The organism is Ciceribacter azotifigens (assembly GCF_048159625.1).
Classification (GTDB): Bacteria; Pseudomonadota; Alphaproteobacteria; order Rhizobiales; family Rhizobiaceae; genus Allorhizobium; species Allorhizobium azotifigens.
The window spans coordinates 246,454-260,921 of the sequence record NZ_JBLQTA010000003.1 but is presented as its reverse complement, the minus strand read 5'-3'; the positions used below and the strand labels follow the sequence as shown (position 1 = coordinate 260,921).

Annotated in this window: 17 protein-coding genes; 4 read left to right on the top strand and 13 right to left on the bottom strand. The window is 62.8% G+C overall.

What is annotated here, in order from left to right:
• Positions 1-4: 4 nt before the first annotated feature.
• A complete protein-coding gene (locus ACM6UT_RS06395) occupies positions 5-355 on the bottom strand; it encodes an ArsC family reductase (protein WP_416796513.1) in 351 nt (116 codons plus the stop codon).
• A 169-nt stretch (positions 356-524) separates the two neighbouring features.
• Between ACM6UT_RS06395 and ACM6UT_RS06390 the strand changes: the two genes are divergently transcribed.
• The 3 genes from ACM6UT_RS06390 to ACM6UT_RS06380 all read left to right on the top strand — a co-directional run bounded on the left by ACM6UT_RS06390 (position 525) and on the right by ACM6UT_RS06380 (position 2,584).
• Complete coding sequence (locus tag ACM6UT_RS06390; protein ID WP_416796512.1) at positions 525-884, top strand: DUF488 domain-containing protein; 360 nt, start codon at positions 525-527, stop codon at positions 882-884.
• A 117-nt stretch (positions 885-1,001) separates the two neighbouring features.
• Positions 1,002-1,568, top strand: coding sequence for an isochorismatase family protein (locus tag ACM6UT_RS06385; protein ID WP_416796511.1), 567 nt, complete (start codon positions 1,002-1,004; stop codon positions 1,566-1,568).
• A complete protein-coding gene (locus ACM6UT_RS06380) occupies positions 1,565-2,584 on the top strand; it encodes a GlxA family transcriptional regulator (protein WP_416796510.1) in 1,020 nt (339 codons plus the stop codon). The genes ACM6UT_RS06385 and ACM6UT_RS06380 overlap by 4 nt, the downstream gene beginning before the upstream one ends.
• Before the next feature lie 18 nt (positions 2,585-2,602).
• On the opposite strand, the gene ACM6UT_RS06375 is transcribed toward ACM6UT_RS06380, so the two are convergent.
• From ACM6UT_RS06375 to bioB, 6 genes are all read right to left on the bottom strand, one after another.
• A complete protein-coding gene (locus ACM6UT_RS06375) occupies positions 2,603-3,082 on the bottom strand; it encodes an anthrone oxygenase family protein (RefSeq protein ID WP_416796509.1) in 480 nt (159 codons plus the stop codon).
• Positions 3,083-3,260: 178 nt separating this feature from the next.
• Entirely contained in the window at positions 3,261-4,244 is a 984-nt protein-coding gene (locus tag ACM6UT_RS06370) for a beta-ketoacyl-ACP synthase III (RefSeq protein WP_416796508.1), read from the bottom strand.
• Entirely contained in the window at positions 4,241-5,521 is a 1,281-nt protein-coding gene (locus tag ACM6UT_RS06365; protein WP_416796507.1) for an adenosylmethionine--8-amino-7-oxononanoate transaminase, read from the bottom strand. Before ACM6UT_RS06365 ends, ACM6UT_RS06370 begins: the two co-directional genes overlap by 4 nt.
• Complete coding sequence (bioD, locus tag ACM6UT_RS06360; RefSeq protein WP_416796506.1) at positions 5,518-6,159, bottom strand: dethiobiotin synthase; 642 nt, start codon at positions 6,157-6,159, stop codon at positions 5,518-5,520. The genes ACM6UT_RS06365 and bioD overlap by 4 nt, the downstream gene beginning before the upstream one ends.
• Complete coding sequence (locus ACM6UT_RS06355; RefSeq protein ID WP_416796505.1) at positions 6,156-7,295, bottom strand: 8-amino-7-oxononanoate synthase; 1,140 nt, start codon at positions 7,293-7,295, stop codon at positions 6,156-6,158. The genes bioD and ACM6UT_RS06355 overlap by 4 nt, the downstream gene beginning before the upstream one ends.
• A complete protein-coding gene (bioB, locus tag ACM6UT_RS06350; protein WP_416796504.1) occupies positions 7,295-8,278 on the bottom strand; it encodes a biotin synthase BioB in 984 nt (327 codons plus the stop codon). Before bioB ends, ACM6UT_RS06355 begins: the two co-directional genes overlap by 1 nt.
• A gap of 139 nt (positions 8,279-8,417) precedes the next feature.
• Between bioB and ACM6UT_RS06345 the strand changes: the two genes are divergently transcribed.
• Complete coding sequence (locus ACM6UT_RS06345; RefSeq protein ID WP_416796503.1) at positions 8,418-9,029, top strand: GntR family transcriptional regulator; 612 nt, start codon at positions 8,418-8,420, stop codon at positions 9,027-9,029.
• Between the two features lie 45 nt (positions 9,030-9,074).
• Here the strand turns inward: ACM6UT_RS06345 and ACM6UT_RS06340 are convergent, their stop codons facing one another.
• The 6 genes from ACM6UT_RS06340 to ACM6UT_RS06315 form a co-directional block, all read right to left on the bottom strand.
• On the bottom strand, positions 9,075-9,869 hold the full coding sequence (locus tag ACM6UT_RS06340) for a hypothetical protein (protein WP_416796502.1): 795 nt from the start codon (positions 9,867-9,869) through the stop codon (positions 9,075-9,077).
• A 209-nt stretch (positions 9,870-10,078) separates the two neighbouring features.
• On the bottom strand, positions 10,079-11,641 hold the full coding sequence (gene guaA, locus ACM6UT_RS06335) for a glutamine-hydrolyzing GMP synthase (protein ID WP_416796501.1): 1,563 nt from the start codon (positions 11,639-11,641) through the stop codon (positions 10,079-10,081).
• A gap of 86 nt (positions 11,642-11,727) precedes the next feature.
• Positions 11,728-12,366, bottom strand: coding sequence for a 5'-methylthioadenosine/S-adenosylhomocysteine nucleosidase (locus tag ACM6UT_RS06330; RefSeq protein ID WP_416796500.1), 639 nt, complete (start codon positions 12,364-12,366; stop codon positions 11,728-11,730).
• On the bottom strand, positions 12,363-12,812 hold the full coding sequence (locus ACM6UT_RS06325) for a PaaI family thioesterase (protein WP_416796499.1): 450 nt from the start codon (positions 12,810-12,812) through the stop codon (positions 12,363-12,365). The genes ACM6UT_RS06330 and ACM6UT_RS06325 overlap by 4 nt, the downstream gene beginning before the upstream one ends.
• A gap of 75 nt (positions 12,813-12,887) precedes the next feature.
• Positions 12,888-13,340, bottom strand: a complete 453-nt coding sequence (locus tag ACM6UT_RS06320) for a TspO/MBR family protein (protein ID WP_416796498.1) — start codon at positions 13,338-13,340, stop codon at positions 12,888-12,890.
• A 39-nt stretch (positions 13,341-13,379) separates the two neighbouring features.
• Positions 13,380-14,468: a DUF1513 domain-containing protein gene (locus tag ACM6UT_RS06315; protein ID WP_416796497.1), complete on the bottom strand. Its 1,089-nt coding sequence runs from the start codon at positions 14,466-14,468 to the stop codon at positions 13,380-13,382.

Genomic DNA, 14,468 nt, shown 5'->3' with positions numbered 1-14,468 from the left:
AGCCTCAGCGGGCGAAGAAATGGGCATAGAGGTCCGGCTTGAAGCCGACGAGCACACGCCCCCCGGTCTCCAGGACCGGCCGCTTGATCATCGATGGTTGCTCAAGCATCAGCGCGATTGCCCGCTCTCGGTCAATATTGCCCTTTTCTGTGTCCGGCAAATTGCGGAACGTTGTTCCGGCACGGTTCAGTACAGTTTCCCAGCCGGCTGCGTCGCACCATCGCTCGACGCTGCCACGGTCAATCCCGGAGGACTTGTAATCATGAAAGGCGTAGTCGACGCCGTGCTCCGCCAACCACGTGCGGGCCTTCTTCATGGTGTCGCAGTTCTTGATGCCGTAGATCGTAACCTGCATGGGTGGTCCTGCTGCGCCTCCGGGGCGATCGCCGCCCGATTCTGATATTCAAGGCATAGCAAAACGTCACGGCCTTTCAAACAACCGGAGCAACGGCAATCGGCTTTGACAGCGGTTCCGGTTTGCGCCTCAATACTCCGCAGCGCAAGTGAAGAGAGGACTGCCCACCATGGCGAAGATCATGCTGAAGCGGGTCTATGAGCCCGCAGCCGATGCGGACGGAGCGCGAATACTCGTCGACCGGCTCTGGCCCCGCGGGATCGCCAAGGAAAAGGCTGGCATCGATCTCTGGCTGAAGGATATTGCCCCGAGCGATGCCTTGCGTAAGCGGTTTCACGGTAAACCGGACGACTGGGAAGAATTTCGCGCCTCCTACTTCGCCGAGCTGGCGGCACCTGAGGCGAAGGCCGCCGCGGATGTCCTGCGCAATTATCTGGAAGAAGGGCCGGTTACGCTGCTTTATGCCGCGCGCGACGAGGCGCACAACAATGCCGTCGCCCTGAGGGACTGGCTCTTCGAAAACATCTGACGGAAGAAGCCGCTTAGTCGTTGGCGCGAAATGTCCCATCTTTGTCAGGAAGAGGAATTTTTCTCTGTGTAAATGCGGTTAGAATTTCCGTATGTTCAACACATGGAGATGCATGAAATGTCCGCAAATGATGTTGCCCTGATCGTGATCGATGTCCAGGAGTCCTTCCGGCACCGCCCATATTTCCGCGAGAAGGGGCTTGCCGCCTATATTGCCCGCCAGCAGGCGCTGATTGATGGCGCCAGGGCTGCGGGCGTTCCCGTGGTGCAAATCTTTCATGTCGAAGACGAAGGGCCGTTCTCGCAGGCTTCCGGCAACGTTATGACGTTGAAGCCCCTGCGGATCGAACCGGACGCAATCTTTTGCAAGCGTCGGCACAGTGCCCTCGTGGGTAGCGGGCTCGATGTCTGGCTCATCCGGAACGGCATTCGCAAGGTGATGATTTCCGGCATCCGCACCGAGCAGTGCTGCGAAACGACGGCACGTCACGCTTCCGACCTCGGCTACGCCGTCGACTATGTCAGCGAAGCGACGCTCACGTTTCCGATGACGGATGCCGGCGGCCGCGAATGGAGCGCCGAAGAAATCCGTGCCCGCACCGAACTCGTGCTCGCCGGCCGTTTTGCCCGCATCGTCACTGTCCAGGAAGCGCTTGCCGGTCTTTCCGAGAAGATGGCCGCATGACAATCGAAACGCAGCATCGCAGGGATATTCCGGTCTACATGGTCGTGCCACCCCGTGCGCTGCTGCTCGACATAGCCGGTCCGATGGAAGTTTTGCGCAAGGCGAACCTTGCCCAGGAGGAGGTTTCCTTCTCCGTTCGCTACATCGGCCCGGCCCCGACTGTCGGGAGCTCGATCGGTTTGCAGCTTGCAGCGGTCGAGCCTCTTCCGGAGGAACTGCCGGAAGGTTCGCTGGTGGTTGTCTCGGGCGCTGCCGACAAGCCGCTCGGCCAAGCCTTCAGCAGCCGCACCGAAGACGCACGGCTCGAAACGGCAATCGCTGCCTGGCTGAAACGTGCCGTTCGGCCGGGCCGGAGGCTCGTCTCGATTTGTTCAGGTGCGCTGCTCGCCGCCCGCGCCGGCCTCCTGGATGGGTACGAATGCACGACACATCATGAGACGACCGCCGAGTTGATCCGGCTCGCGCCCGCGGCGCGTGTGAGGGAGAACCGTCTCTATGTCGAAGATGGCGAGCGACTGACGAGTGCCGGGATTACCGCCGGCATTGACCTCATGCTGCACATCGTCGCGAAGGAGGCAGGACACGCAACCGCACTTGCTGTTGCCCGCTATCTGGTCGTTTATCTGCGGCGCGGTGGTGCCGACCCTCAGCTCTCGCCTTGGCTCGAGGGCCGCAATCACATTCATCCGGCGATCCACCGCGCGCAGGATGCCGTCGCCGCCGATCCGGCGCGGGATTGGTCGGTCGAGGCTCTCGCCGCGGTGGCAGTGACGAGCCCTCGCAATCTGTCGCGGCTCTTCAACGAACATACGGGGATGAGCGTCAGCGATTATGTCAACCGGATGCGCATCGCTCTGGCGCATGAACTCGTGGTTACTACGCGCCTTGATATGGAAAGCGTCGCAGAGCGGGCCGGCTTTGCCTCGACACGACAGTTCCGCCGCGCCTGGAACCGGTTGCATTCCGCGCCCCCGAGCCACACCAGAAAACTGCCGCCCGAACACGTGCGTGTGTGACGATCGGTCCCGGAGTCGCTATCCGGCCGCGATCGCCGCAATGAAGAGCGACGATGCGGCGGTGGAGGTAAGCGTTCGAACGTGGTTCCAGCGTGTCCAGACATCAAGATAATTCCGCCAGACGGCGTCCAGATTGCCCGAACCGGCCTTCGATAGCTTGGTGTTGAGCGGCACGTTGAAGACCATCGTCACACCGAACATCCCGACGACATAGAGCAAACCGCCGAGGAACATCGAAAGGCTACTGGGTTCGCCCCAGCGGAGGAGGGCAATCAGGGCGAGAATGGCACTCGACGCGGTGGCGCCGAGGAAGAGCGGCATGAATGCCGACCGGAGAATCTCAACGTTGATCGTGTTCATGGCCGTAGCGCCGGCCTCTGCGCCGGTGCGGCCGAGAGCCCGCATGATGAAGGTGGAGAAGGCAAAGTAGAGCCCGGCCAGCAAGCCGCAGCCGATCGCCGAAAACCAGAGCAGGACTGAGATAGCGACATTGACCATGAGCAGTCCGTCTCCCACGCATCAAGCCCAGGTCCTTTTGAGGCTTGATGCTCTCTCACTGAGCCGCTGATGCTGGCACAGACAAGATCGGATTGGAAGCCGAACGTAAAGCTGGCGCGTGTCCCGATCTTGGCCCGGACCCCGCCGGAGGGTGGTCGCTCACGCCTGCCGCCGGATATCACACGCGCCAGACAAGAGAGCCCCCGGTCATCCCGGCACCGGCCGCGCTCAACAGCAGGGTTTCTCCGCGACGATAAGGGCGCTCGTTATGGCTGATGTGGAGCGAAAGCGGGATGGTGGCGGCCGACGAATTGCCGAATTCGGCAATCGTCTCGACGGTCCGGTCCTTTCCGATCGACAGCTTTTCGCAGAGCGCATCCGTCATGCGCGCATTCGCCTGATGGGGGACGAAGCGGGTCACGTCGCTCGTCTGCAGGTCCGCCTCTGCCAGCGCCCTCATAGCCGTCTCCGACATCATCCTGACGCCCGAGGCAAAGACCGACTTGCCGTCGCGGATGCTCATCCGGCACTGGTCGTTCGGGAGATCCGGTCGGAAAGGGAGCGAACTGCCTCCCGCCGGAATGCCGATCAGATCATACTGGCTACCGTCGCTCACCAGATCGAGCGAAAGCAATCCGCAGTCGCTGTCCTCGGAGGGCGCCACTACGACGGCACCGGCCGCGTCGGCAAAGAGCACGGCAGACGCGCGTTCGTCAGGGTTTACTCGGCGGCTCAGGATGTTTGCCGCGACCACCAGCACCGGTCTGCCATGGCGCGCCACGTGGCTGTCGGCCAGTGCCAGCGCCTGCAGGAACCCGGTGCAGGCCCCGGTAAGATCCACCGCGCCGCAGCGGGTAAGCCCGAGACGGTGCGCGAGCAACGGAGCAGACGGCGGCAGCAGGTGGTCGGGCGTCGAGGTGGCAAGCAGCGTCAGCCCGATATCCTGCCGGTCCACATCGGCGTTCGAGAGCGCATCCTGGGCAGCTCGTGCCGCAAGAGCGGTGAGGCTGTCCTCCGGCTCCGCCCAACGGCGGCGCCTGATCCCGGTGCGCCGTTCGATCCAGCCGGCTTCCAGGCCGAGCCGCTGCTCGATCTCGCGGTTTTCAACAACGCGTTCGGGGGCGCTGTGGCCGAACCCGGCCATCCGGCTCGACCACGTCATTGGCTGGGGCTCCGGATCAGGTCGGCGCATTCGTCGATAGCAGAATATGCGCGGTCGAGCTCTTCGGAAGAGGAGCAATACGGCGGCATAAGGTAGATGACGTTGCCGAGCGGACGAATGAGCAGTCCCCTTTCGCGAAACAGCCGACGCAGTCTCGGTCCGACGTCGGAGAGATACCCGGTCGTCAGCGTTGCGAGATCGAGAGCCGTGATCGTTCCGATCTGCCGCACCTCCGAGAAACGCGGGTCGTTGCGGAAATTTGCGAGCTTCTCGCATTGCATGCTGGTCAGCGTGGCTACCCGCGCGCTCACGGCTTCTTGCCGCCAGACGTCGAGGTTGGCCAATGCGGCGGCGCAGGCGATCGGATTGGCGGTGTAGGAGCTGGAGTGAAAGAATGTCCGGCTGCGATCCGTCGAGCGGTGCGCTTCGAAGATTTCCGGTTTGCTGAGCGTCGCGGCGAGGGGCAGTGCACCGCCCGTAAGGCCCTTGGACGTGCAGAGAATATCCGGAGTAATGCCGGCCTGCTCGCAGGCGAACAGGGTGCCGGTGCGGCCCCAGCCGGTCATTACCTCGTCGGCGATCAGGAGCGCGCCGTAGCGGCTGGCGATGGCTGAGATCTCGGCCAAAACAGAAGGATCGTAGAGCTTCATCCCGCCGGCACCGAGGATCAGGGGCTCGACGAGCACCGCTGCCACGTCGCCACCGCGACAGAGTTGCTCCAGCGCGTTGAGCGTCTGTTGCTCCCGATCGGGTGCGGGAAAGGGGAGCCGGCCGACGTCGAACAGCAGGGGCTGGTAGGGGGCGTTGAACACGCCGCGCTCACCGACCGACATCCCTCCGACTGTATCGCCATGGTAGCTATGCTCTATGACGACGATCCTGCTCTTTCTCTCGCCGCGGTGATGGAAATAACCGAGCGCCATCTTGATGGCGACCTCTACCGCGGTAGAGCCGCTGTCGGAATAGAAGACGTGGGTGAGGCCGGGTGGGGCAAGGTCGATCAGGCCGGCCGCGAGCGCTTCCGCCGGTTCATGGCTGTACTCCGCGAAGATGATTTGGTCGAAGTTTTCGGTCGCGTCGCGGATCGCAGCCATGATCGCTGGGTGGCGATGGCCATGGGTAATCACCCACCAGGAGGAAATCCCGTCGAAAAGCCGCTGCCCATCCTCGTCAATCAGGCTCGAATTTTCGGTCCGAACGATGCGTTTGAAGGGCTGCTCCAGACCGTGTTGCGTAAAGGGATGCCAGACAGGCGACGACGATTGGGCGGCATTCATGGCCTGCTCTCCGGCTGGAAGACTGAAAGGTCGAAGTGGTCGCGAAAGGCGCGTTCGAGCGTCAACGGATTCAGATCAGGAAGGAACGGCAAGCGCCCGAGGCGACGAACCTTTCCGAGGCGCGCGATCGAGGCTTCGACACGTTCTTCCGGATCGCCGATAAACGCGACGCCGAGTACCGGGATATGCCGCGAGCGCAGAGCCTCGATCGACAACAGTGTGTGATTGATAGTCCCGAGACGTGTTCTGGCGCACAGGATGACGGGATACCTCCACCGTGCGAAAACCTCGATGAAGAGCCTGTCAGGGGTCAGCGGAACCATCACGCCGCCTGCACCCTCGATCACCAGCGGTCCGTCGACCGCCGGAGGATCGATCGCGTCCGGATCGATGCTCACGGCATCTATCTCTGCTGCGATGTGCGGCGAAACCGGCGTGCGAAGCCGCCGGAACTCGGGCAGAACCCGGCTGTCGGCGAGCCCACTAAGTCGGGCGACGGTCTCGCTGTCGGTTTCATCTTCGAGGCCCGACTGGACGGGCTTCCAGTAGTAGCCGTCGAGTACGCCCGTCAGCGCCGCGGCGAAGACTGTCTTGCCCATGCCGGTGTCGGTTCCGGTGACGACGTAGCGCGCGCTCACGACGATATCTCCGCAAGTGCGACGGCCAGATGATCGAAGAGGGAGCGGACGTCATCCTCGTCCACATTGCAGGTTATCGAGATGCGCAGTCGCGCCGTTCCGGCCGGAACTGTCGGCGGTCGGATGGCCCGCACATCGAAACCATCTCGCCTCAACCGATCTGCGAGTCTGACGGCCCGTCCATTCGAGCCGACGACGACCGGCTGGATCTGGGACCCGCTCGATGTGCCGAGGAGACCCGCACTCAGCTGGTCGGCGAGGTGAATGAGGCGGTGGAGGCGCTGCCGTCGTTCCGGTTCGTCGCGGAGTATCCTCAGGACCTCGCGGAGCGACGCGGCCTGAAGCGGCGAGGGTGCGGTCGAGTAGATGAAAGGTTTGGCATGGTTGACGAGATAGTCGAGCAAAACGGCGTCTGCGGCGACGAATGCGCCCGACATGCCAAGCGCTTTGCCGCAGGTATGGAGGACGAGGACATTCTCCCGCCCTTCGAGGCCTGCGGCGAAGCCACGACCGTCCAGCCCCCAGACACCGCTCGCATGGGCTTCATCGACGAAGAGAAATCCGTCGTGACGATCTGCGACCGCCAGGAGGTCCTGAAGTGGTGCACGGTCGCCATCCATCGAATAGAGGCTCTCGACTACGATCCAGGGCGTACCGATGCCACCGCCCTGTCGCCAGCGCTGGATCGCCTCCTCGCAGGCCTCGGCATCGTTGTGCCGAACGGCCATGGCTTGCGCCCGTCCGGCCTTGATCCCTGCATGCGCGCTCGCGTGAATGAGAGCATCGTGCAGCACGAGATCGCCGCGTTGCGGCAAGGTCGACAGGACAGCAAGATTGGCGGCGTAACCGCTGCCGAAGTAGAGCACGCGTTCGCTGCCGAAGAACGCTGCCGCCTCGGCCTCCAGCGCCTCGTGTTCCTCATGATTGCCGCGCAGCAGCCGTGATCCGCCCGCGCCCAGAGGTACGCCCCGCTCCAGCGCTGCCATCGTTCCGGCGGCCATCCGCGGACACGAGGCGAGGCCGAGATAGTCATTGGACGAGAAGTCGATGCCGGCGTTGGCGCAGAGCCGGCGGCGGCGATCCTTCTGTTCAAGCTGCCTGAGCTTGGTGTCGTAGCGAGTCAGCTGTTCGAGCATCAGCGGCCGTTCTCGGCAGTGAGGCCCAGCCGGCGGAAGAGGTTTTGGTCCTTGTCCTCCCCCGGATTGGCTGTCGTCAGCAGGGTATCCCCGATGAAGATGGAATTCGCGCCGGCGAAAAAGCAGAGGGCCTGCAGCTCGTCGGACATGGCATTGCGCCCGGCCGACAGGCGCACGTGGGAGCGCGGCATCAGCAGGCGGGCAAGGGCGACGATGCGGACGAAGGCGATCGGATCGACCGGCGCCGCATCCGCCATCTTGGTGCCGGGGACGGGGATCAACATGTTGATCGGCACGCTCTCCGGCGGGGACGGCAGGTTTGCGAGCGTGACCAGCATGTCGATGCGGTCGTCCTCGTTTTCACCGAGCCCCATGATGCCGCCGCTGCAGACCTTTATGCCTGCCTCCCGCACGTGGGCAAGCGTTTCCAGTCGCTCTCCAAATCGACGGGTCGTGATGACCTCGGGATAGAAGCGTTCGGAGGTGTCGACATTGTGGTTGTAGTAGTCCAGTCCCGCTTCGGCGAAGGTTTGAGCTTGCCCCGGGGACAGCATCCCGAGCGTCATGCAGGTTTCGAGGCCAAGTGCCTTGACTCCCTTCACCATGGCGACGATCGTCGCCTCGTCTCGTGCCTTGGGGCTACGCCAGGCGGCCCCCATGCAATAGCGAGTCGCTCCCGCATCCTTCGCCTTCTGCGCCTCGACGAGCACTTGCTCGCATGAGAGCAGCTTCGAGGCCTTCAAGCCTGCCTCGTGATGCGATGACTGGCTGCAGTAGCCACAATCTTCCGGACAGCCGCCCGTCTTGATGTTGATCAGCTTGCTGAACTGCAGCCGGTTCGGATCGAAGTTCTCGCGATGAATGCTGTGGGCCTGAAAAAGCAAATCGTTGAACGGCTGCAGGTAAAGCGCGCGAGCATCCTCCAACATCCAGAGCGGCGGGATGTCGTCGGTTGTTGTCTGTTGCCGGTTCAGGTCGTGCATGGCCGCATCTCCGCGTTTTTTGCTAACGTCGAGGCTTGGCAAATAATAGATTATCTATTAAATCGTCCTCATGGTGTTAGGCTGTCTGCAAATATGTAGATGGTCAACGAGAATTATTATAGATTATCTATGAGGACTCATGGCAGAGACGGTCGCAGAGCGCATTGCAAGAGTGTTGGGCGAGCGGATCGTCGCCGGGGAACTGCTCCCGGGGGCGCCTCTTCGTCAGGACAGAATTGCCGAGGAGTTCGAGGCGAGCCATGTGCCGGCGAGAGAGGCATTCCAACTGCTGAGGTCACGTGGGCTGGTGGTCGCCGAGCCTCGCCGGGGGGTGCGGGTCGCGCCCCTGGACCCGGCAGCGATCCAGGAAACGGTCGAGATCAGGGCGGCTCTGGAAAGTCTCGCACTCACCTTCGCCGCTCCTCGCATGAACGCAACCTGCCTTGAGCGGATTGAGAAGGCGCTCATCGCAGCCGATCAGGCACAGACCATGGTCGAGTGGGAACAAGCCAATCGCATATTTCACCGCGAGCTCGTCGTTCCGTGCCGGATGCCCAAGCTCCTTTCCATGCTCGACGATCTTCAGCTTGCCAATTCGCGAATCATATTCTCGGCGACCCGCTCGGCCGGCTGGCAGCCGGGCTCGAGCCTTGCGCACCGCCAGATAGTCAATGCGCTGAAGAAGAAGGAGTTCGACCGTGCGGCGACCATGCTGCGCAATCACATCCGCGGGCTCGAACGCGCGGCGTGAGGTATTGCACGACACCGCTGAGAATCGGTCGGAAGCGTTGGGCGGCTAACGGCCCGCGCCGTCGAGAGCCTTCTTCGCTCTCTCTGCAGCGGCCTCCGCATCAATGATGGCCTGAACGGCCTCCTCACGACCGGCGGCCGCATGGCTTCGGGCCAACTGGGCGAGTTCTGCGGCCATCTGCGCGGTGTACTGCGCGGTCTCTCGATATCTTGCAGCGGTTTCGTGTTCTCCTCTTGCCTCGGCCTCCTGGCCTTGGCGGATCAGCTTCTCCGTTGCGGCGGCTTGCTGATTGGTCCCTACGGCCTGGACCATGGCGAGAAGGGCCTCATGCAGGCCGGCAAGCGTCGCCGTGCGAGCCGTGTTCATGAATGTGGTGTCCCAGTTCAGCGCCGGGATCAGATCACCGCAGTGAAGCTTCGCGAAGGCAGAGAACTTTGTCGCGTATTGCTGCATCGTCTCAAGATCGGGTTCCGAGGCACGCGCCGCCTTTCCCATTTCGGCACCGTAGCTGACGCCGAGCCTGAAACCCTCCTGGAGGCCCTCGCCGTATCCCAGGCGTTCGTCGGCTGACGTGAGCTCTTCGGGCGTGGGAACCACCCGCAGGACGATCGAGGGATCGTTCACGGCGTTCAGGGACAAATCGTGGTAGCCGTCGACCACGCCGCGCAGCCATCCGGGATAGGATCCCTCGCACGCTCCCCTGTGGAACTGCGGACTGTCCCGATCGGCTAAGGCGACAGCCGTCCCAACGATGCTCGCGCAGAGAAGGACAATCGCCCCAAGAGAAGCGGTCCCCATGCCGCGAATGATTGTCGCCGCTCGCTCGCTCTGCCGTGTCATGCCGGCTGCCCTCGCTCGATGTTCAACTACGCGCAAAGTAACTGAACATTACACGCAGACATTGCGAGGTGCGTTGACCTGGGTCAACTTTAGCGATTGATAGAGAGCCGTTTCATGTACACGCTGTGAAGTGGCGGGCTGGGCACTCTTGAAGACCGAGCGTCCGCAGGAACCTGCTTCGCGCCGGTCTCCCGAGATCTGCCGCTATCTCATTCCCACTCGATCGTGCCCGGCGGCTTCGAGGTCACGTCATAGACCACGCGGTTGATGCCGCGGACCTCGTTGATGATGCGTGTTGCCGCACGGCCGAGGAATTCCATGTCGTAGTGGTAAAAGTCGGCTGTCATGCCGTCGACCGAGGTAACGGCACGGAGCGCGCAGACGAACTCGTAGGTGCGGCCATCGCCCATGACGCCGACGGTCTGCACCGGCAGCAGCACGGCGAAGGCCTGCCAGATGGCATCATAGAGCCCGGCCTTGCGGATTTCGTCGAGATAGATCGCATCGGCTTCGCGCAGGATGTCGAGCTTCTCGCGCGTGACGCCGCCGGGACAACGGATGGCGAGGCCCGGACCCGGGAAAGGATGACGGCCGATGAAGGAATCGGGCAGGCCAAGCTCCTTGCCGAGCACGCGGACCTCGTCCTTGAAGAGTTCGCGCAGCGGTTCCACCAGCCGCATCTTCATCCGCTCCGGCAGGCCGCCGACATTGTGGTGCGACTTGATCGTCACCGAGGGGCCGCCGGTGAAGGAGACGCTCTCGATCACATCGGGATAGAGCGTGCCCTGGCCGAGGAAGTCGGCGCCGCCGAGCTTCTTGGCCTCTTCCTCGAAGGTTTCGATGAACAGCCGTCCGATGATCTTGCGCTTGGTCTCCGGGTCGCTGACACCCTCGAGCTCGCCGACGAAACGGTCGACCGCATCGACGTGAATGAGGTGCAGGTTGTAGTGTTCCTTGAACATGGCAACCACGTCAGCCGCCTCGTTCTTGCGCATCAGCCCGTGGTCGACCAGGATGCAGGTGAGTTGGTCGCCGACGGCTTCGTGGATCAGCAGGGCGGCAACCGAGCTGTCGACGCCGCCCGAAAGGGCGCAGATGACGCGCTTGTCGCCGACCTGGTCGCGGATCGCCTGCACGGCCTTGGCGCGATAGGCCGACATCGTCCAGTCGCCCTGGATGCCGGCAACGTTGTGGATGAAGTTGGCGATCAGCTTGGCACCGTCGGGCGTGTGCACGACTTCCGGATGGAACTGCACGGCGTAATACTTGCGCTTCTCGTCCGCGATGAAGGCGAAGGGCGCGTTGGCCGAAGTCGCGACAACCTCAAAGCCGGGGGGCAACGCGGTTACCCGGTCGCCGTGGGACATCCAGACCTGATGGCGGGAGCCGGTGGGCCAGAGGCCGTCGAACAGTGCACAGTCCTTCTCGATGTCGAGGAAGGCGCGGCCGAATTCCCGATGATGTCCACCCTCGACCTTGCCGCCGAGCTGCATGCAGATCGTCTGCTGCCCGTAGCAGATGCCGAAGATCGGAACGCCGCTGTCGAAGATGACCTGCGGTGCGCGGGGGCTTCCCTCTTCGAGCGTCGAGGCCGGGCTCCCGGAGAGGATCACCGCCTTCGGCTTCAGCCGCGCAAAGCCTTCGTCTGCAGATTGGAACGGAACGATCTCGCAATAGACGCCCGCCTCGCGGACGCGCCGGGCGATGAGCTGCGTCACCTGGCTGCCGAAATCGATGATGAGAACGCTGTCGGGATGAGCTGTCTGGGTCATGTCGAGCCTTTAATGAAAACCGCCTGTTCTGGCAATTGCTGATTTGCCGCAGAACCGGAAAATTTCGCGGTGCACCGCGCCGGGCTTCAGAACCAGAAGAGGCCGTCCTCTAGTGCCGCAAACAGCGCATCGACACTGCCGGCGAGCTTCTGGTCGATGACATGGAGGTATTCCGTCCAGTCGCCGACGTGGCGAAGCTCATCCTTCCCGTCTGAGATGCCTCGAAGGCCGATCAGTGGCAGGCCGAACGTGCTGCACACCCGAAAAACCGCAAAGGTCTCCATGTCGACCATGTCGGCCGCGATTGCGTGATAGGCTTCGCCGGAAACGATGTTGGCGCCTGTCGAGAGGCTGGCTGTCGGTATGCCGGGAATGCGCAAAGGTAGATCGACGACGGCGGGAAGATCGAGAAATGGCGTGCGGCCCTTCTCGAAGCCCAGCGGCGAGGCGTCCATGTCGCGATAGGACACCGATCCGACCTGATAAATCCCGGTCTGTTCGAGGGTATTCGAACCGGCGGAGCCGAGCGAGACGACGAGGTCCGGAAGCGTCTTTGCCGCCTCCAGGGCGGAGACGGCTCGGGTAAGAGCAAGTGTCGCTTCGACCGGACCGACGCCAGTCATCAGCGGGGCGAAGCGCGAGCGCAGGAAAGGACCATATTCCGCCTCTGCGGCCATGACGAAAAGGACCGACTTGCCGCCGACGGATTTCAGCTCGAACGTCACCCGGTGATCCCCTCCCGTCCGCGCACGACCATCAGCGTGCTCGTCATGGAGGCGATCAGCTTGGCCGGACCGTCGCCGACGGCATAGCCGCGACCGTCCGCAACAATGATCGTACTGCCGGGCTTGGTGATTTCGCCACGGAACAGGAACCGGTCACCGCGGCCCGGCGACAGCAGGTTGACCTTGAACTCGATCGTGAGGAGTGAGGCATCCGGTGCAACGACGGTATAGGCGGCGTAGCTGCAGGCGCTGTCGAGAGCCGCCGAGATGACGCCGGCATGGAGGATGCCGTGTTGCTGCGTGAGCTTGACGTCGAAGGGCAGTTCGATCTCGACGACGCCCTGCGAGATGCGGGTGAGTTCGGCACCGAGCGTCTCCATTGCGCCCTGGCGCGCGAAGCTTTGCCGTATGCGTTCGTGCACGTCCTCGCTGTCTATGTCACTCATCTGTCGTCATTCCCCTCGAGAGGCGCGAAATTGGCACGCTCTAGGGAGGCAGGCAAGCCGCTCCCGTCGAGAAAATCAGTTAAGCACGAAGAGCGAGAGATTGAGGAGCGAGGCAAAGCCGACCCAGGCCGCATAGGGAATGAAAAGCAGGCCCGAAGGGCGATCGATGTCCCAGGCCTTGGCGATGAAGGCGACGATCAGACAGAGAAGCGGCAGGATGACGACGAGGCCGAGTGCCGGGCTCTGCAGGCCGAAGAACGAGGGGGACCAGAGAAGGTTGAAAATCATCTGGCCGAACCAGATCTGCATTGCCGCGGAAGCCGGCGCCTTCAGCCAGATGCGGGCGCCGGCGATCGCGATCAGTACGTAAAGCGTGGTCCAGACCGGCCCGAACACGTAGGCCGGCGGGTTGAACGGCGGCTTGTCGAGAGACTGGTACCACTCGTCCGGAAGGTTGGCGAGACCGGAGAGCAGACCGAAACACAGTGTGACGACGATGAAGGCGAGGTGGGTCAGAAGCGCGCGCATGGTGAATGAGATGTAGGGCGTAATCGGCGTCTTCCAAGATCAGAGCGTGCCGAGGCGGCCGACATGTTGGTCCCAGGCGACGGCGCTCTGTGTTCTTCCGAAACGCCCGTCATAGGAGGATACGGCGAATCCCTTCACGCCGGGCGCGATGCCCGCCGCATTCGCAATTCGTGTCTGCTTCACCACCGCGCCGCTGGTTCCGTCGAGGGTAACCGCAAGCCCAGCTTTGGGTGAGGTGATGCCGACGAGACCACTGCGACGGTCGACGGCGATTGCACCGACATAGTTCGCAAGCCCGTCTGTCGTCTCCTCAGGCAGGCCGACAAATCGAAGTTCCTCTCCGTGGCCGAAATAGCCCACGAGTGGTGGCAGGCCGTTGCGCGGGCCTTCGTACTGGCAGGCGAACCAGATGCGGCCGCGTTCGGCGAGTGCGAGATGACGGGTCGAAAGCCGCCGAAGGTTTTCCGGCAGCACATGCTTCTCGACGAGCGCTCCGGTTCTCGCGTCGCTGATGACGAGGCTCGGTTCCATATGATCGAGATTGAGCTTGGTTCGTCCGAAATCGGGATGGGTCTCGATGCCGCCATTGGCGATGATCAGCAGCCTTCCGTCGTCGCTCACGGTCATGTCGTGTGTTCCGACACCATGGGCCGGAACTTCGCCTAGACGGGAAAAGCCGCTCGCGGCGTCATAAATGCCGATGACGCCGCGGTTATTGTCGAAATCGTTCTCGCAGGCATAGAGGAGGCGTCCGTCCGGCGAGAAACCGCCATGACCGAAAAAGTGCCGGTTCTCGCCACAGGCGAAGACTGTCGGTTCCGAGCCGGCGCCGGGGTCGACGGCAATGGCAAAGGTTCCGGGTCTGCGCGCAAAGGCGACCACCTTGCCGGTTGCCGTGCAAGAGGTCAGTCCATGCATCCTCCCGGGAAGATCCACCTGCGTAATGATCTCGCCTTCTTCGCTGAGGAGCGCCAGACCGTAGGTGCCACTGGGTGCACGAAAACCGGAGGCAAAGACGGCGGCGGTGCGCCCGAGCGCGAAGGCGGCTTCGAAGGACAAGCTTGCCAGGAAGGCAGCGCCAGCCGCCTTGACGAAGCCGCGTCGGTCGATGAGCACGCTTCTCCTCAC

Excerpts from the sequence above, each read along its gene's own strand:
- ACM6UT_RS06340 (WP_416796502.1), bottom strand. The coding sequence starts at position 9,869 with ATGACACGGCAGAGCGAGCGAGCGGCGACAATCATTCGCGGCATGGGG.
- guaA (WP_416796501.1), bottom strand. The coding sequence starts at position 11,641 with ATGACCCAGACAGCTCATCCCGACAGCGTTCTCATCATCGATTTCGGC.
- ACM6UT_RS06320 (WP_416796498.1), bottom strand. The coding sequence starts at position 13,340 with ATGCGCGCGCTTCTGACCCACCTCGCCTTCATCGTCGTCACACTGTGT.
- ACM6UT_RS06395 (WP_416796513.1), bottom strand. The coding sequence starts at position 355 with ATGCAGGTTACGATCTACGGCATCAAGAACTGCGACACCATGAAGAAG.
- ACM6UT_RS06345 (WP_416796503.1), top strand. The coding sequence starts at position 8,418 with ATGGCAGAGACGGTCGCAGAGCGCATTGCAAGAGTGTTGGGCGAGCGG.
- ACM6UT_RS06390 (WP_416796512.1), top strand. The coding sequence starts at position 525 with ATGGCGAAGATCATGCTGAAGCGGGTCTATGAGCCCGCAGCCGATGCG.
- bioB (WP_416796504.1), bottom strand. The coding sequence starts at position 8,278 with ATGCACGACCTGAACCGGCAACAGACAACAACCGACGACATCCCGCCG.
- ACM6UT_RS06365 (WP_416796507.1), bottom strand. The coding sequence starts at position 5,521 with ATGAATGCCGCCCAATCGTCGTCGCCTGTCTGGCATCCCTTTACGCAA.
- ACM6UT_RS06355 (WP_416796505.1), bottom strand. The coding sequence starts at position 7,295 with ATGCTCGAACAGCTGACTCGCTACGACACCAAGCTCAGGCAGCTTGAA.
- ACM6UT_RS06370 (WP_416796508.1), bottom strand. The coding sequence starts at position 4,244 with ATGACGTGGTCGAGCCGGATGGCCGGGTTCGGCCACAGCGCCCCCGAA.
- ACM6UT_RS06385 (WP_416796511.1), top strand. The coding sequence starts at position 1,002 with ATGTCCGCAAATGATGTTGCCCTGATCGTGATCGATGTCCAGGAGTCC.
- ACM6UT_RS06325 (WP_416796499.1), bottom strand. The coding sequence starts at position 12,812 with ATGAGTGACATAGACAGCGAGGACGTGCACGAACGCATACGGCAAAGC.
- ACM6UT_RS06380 (WP_416796510.1), top strand. The coding sequence starts at position 1,565 with ATGACAATCGAAACGCAGCATCGCAGGGATATTCCGGTCTACATGGTC.
- ACM6UT_RS06375 (WP_416796509.1), bottom strand. The coding sequence starts at position 3,082 with ATGGTCAATGTCGCTATCTCAGTCCTGCTCTGGTTTTCGGCGATCGGC.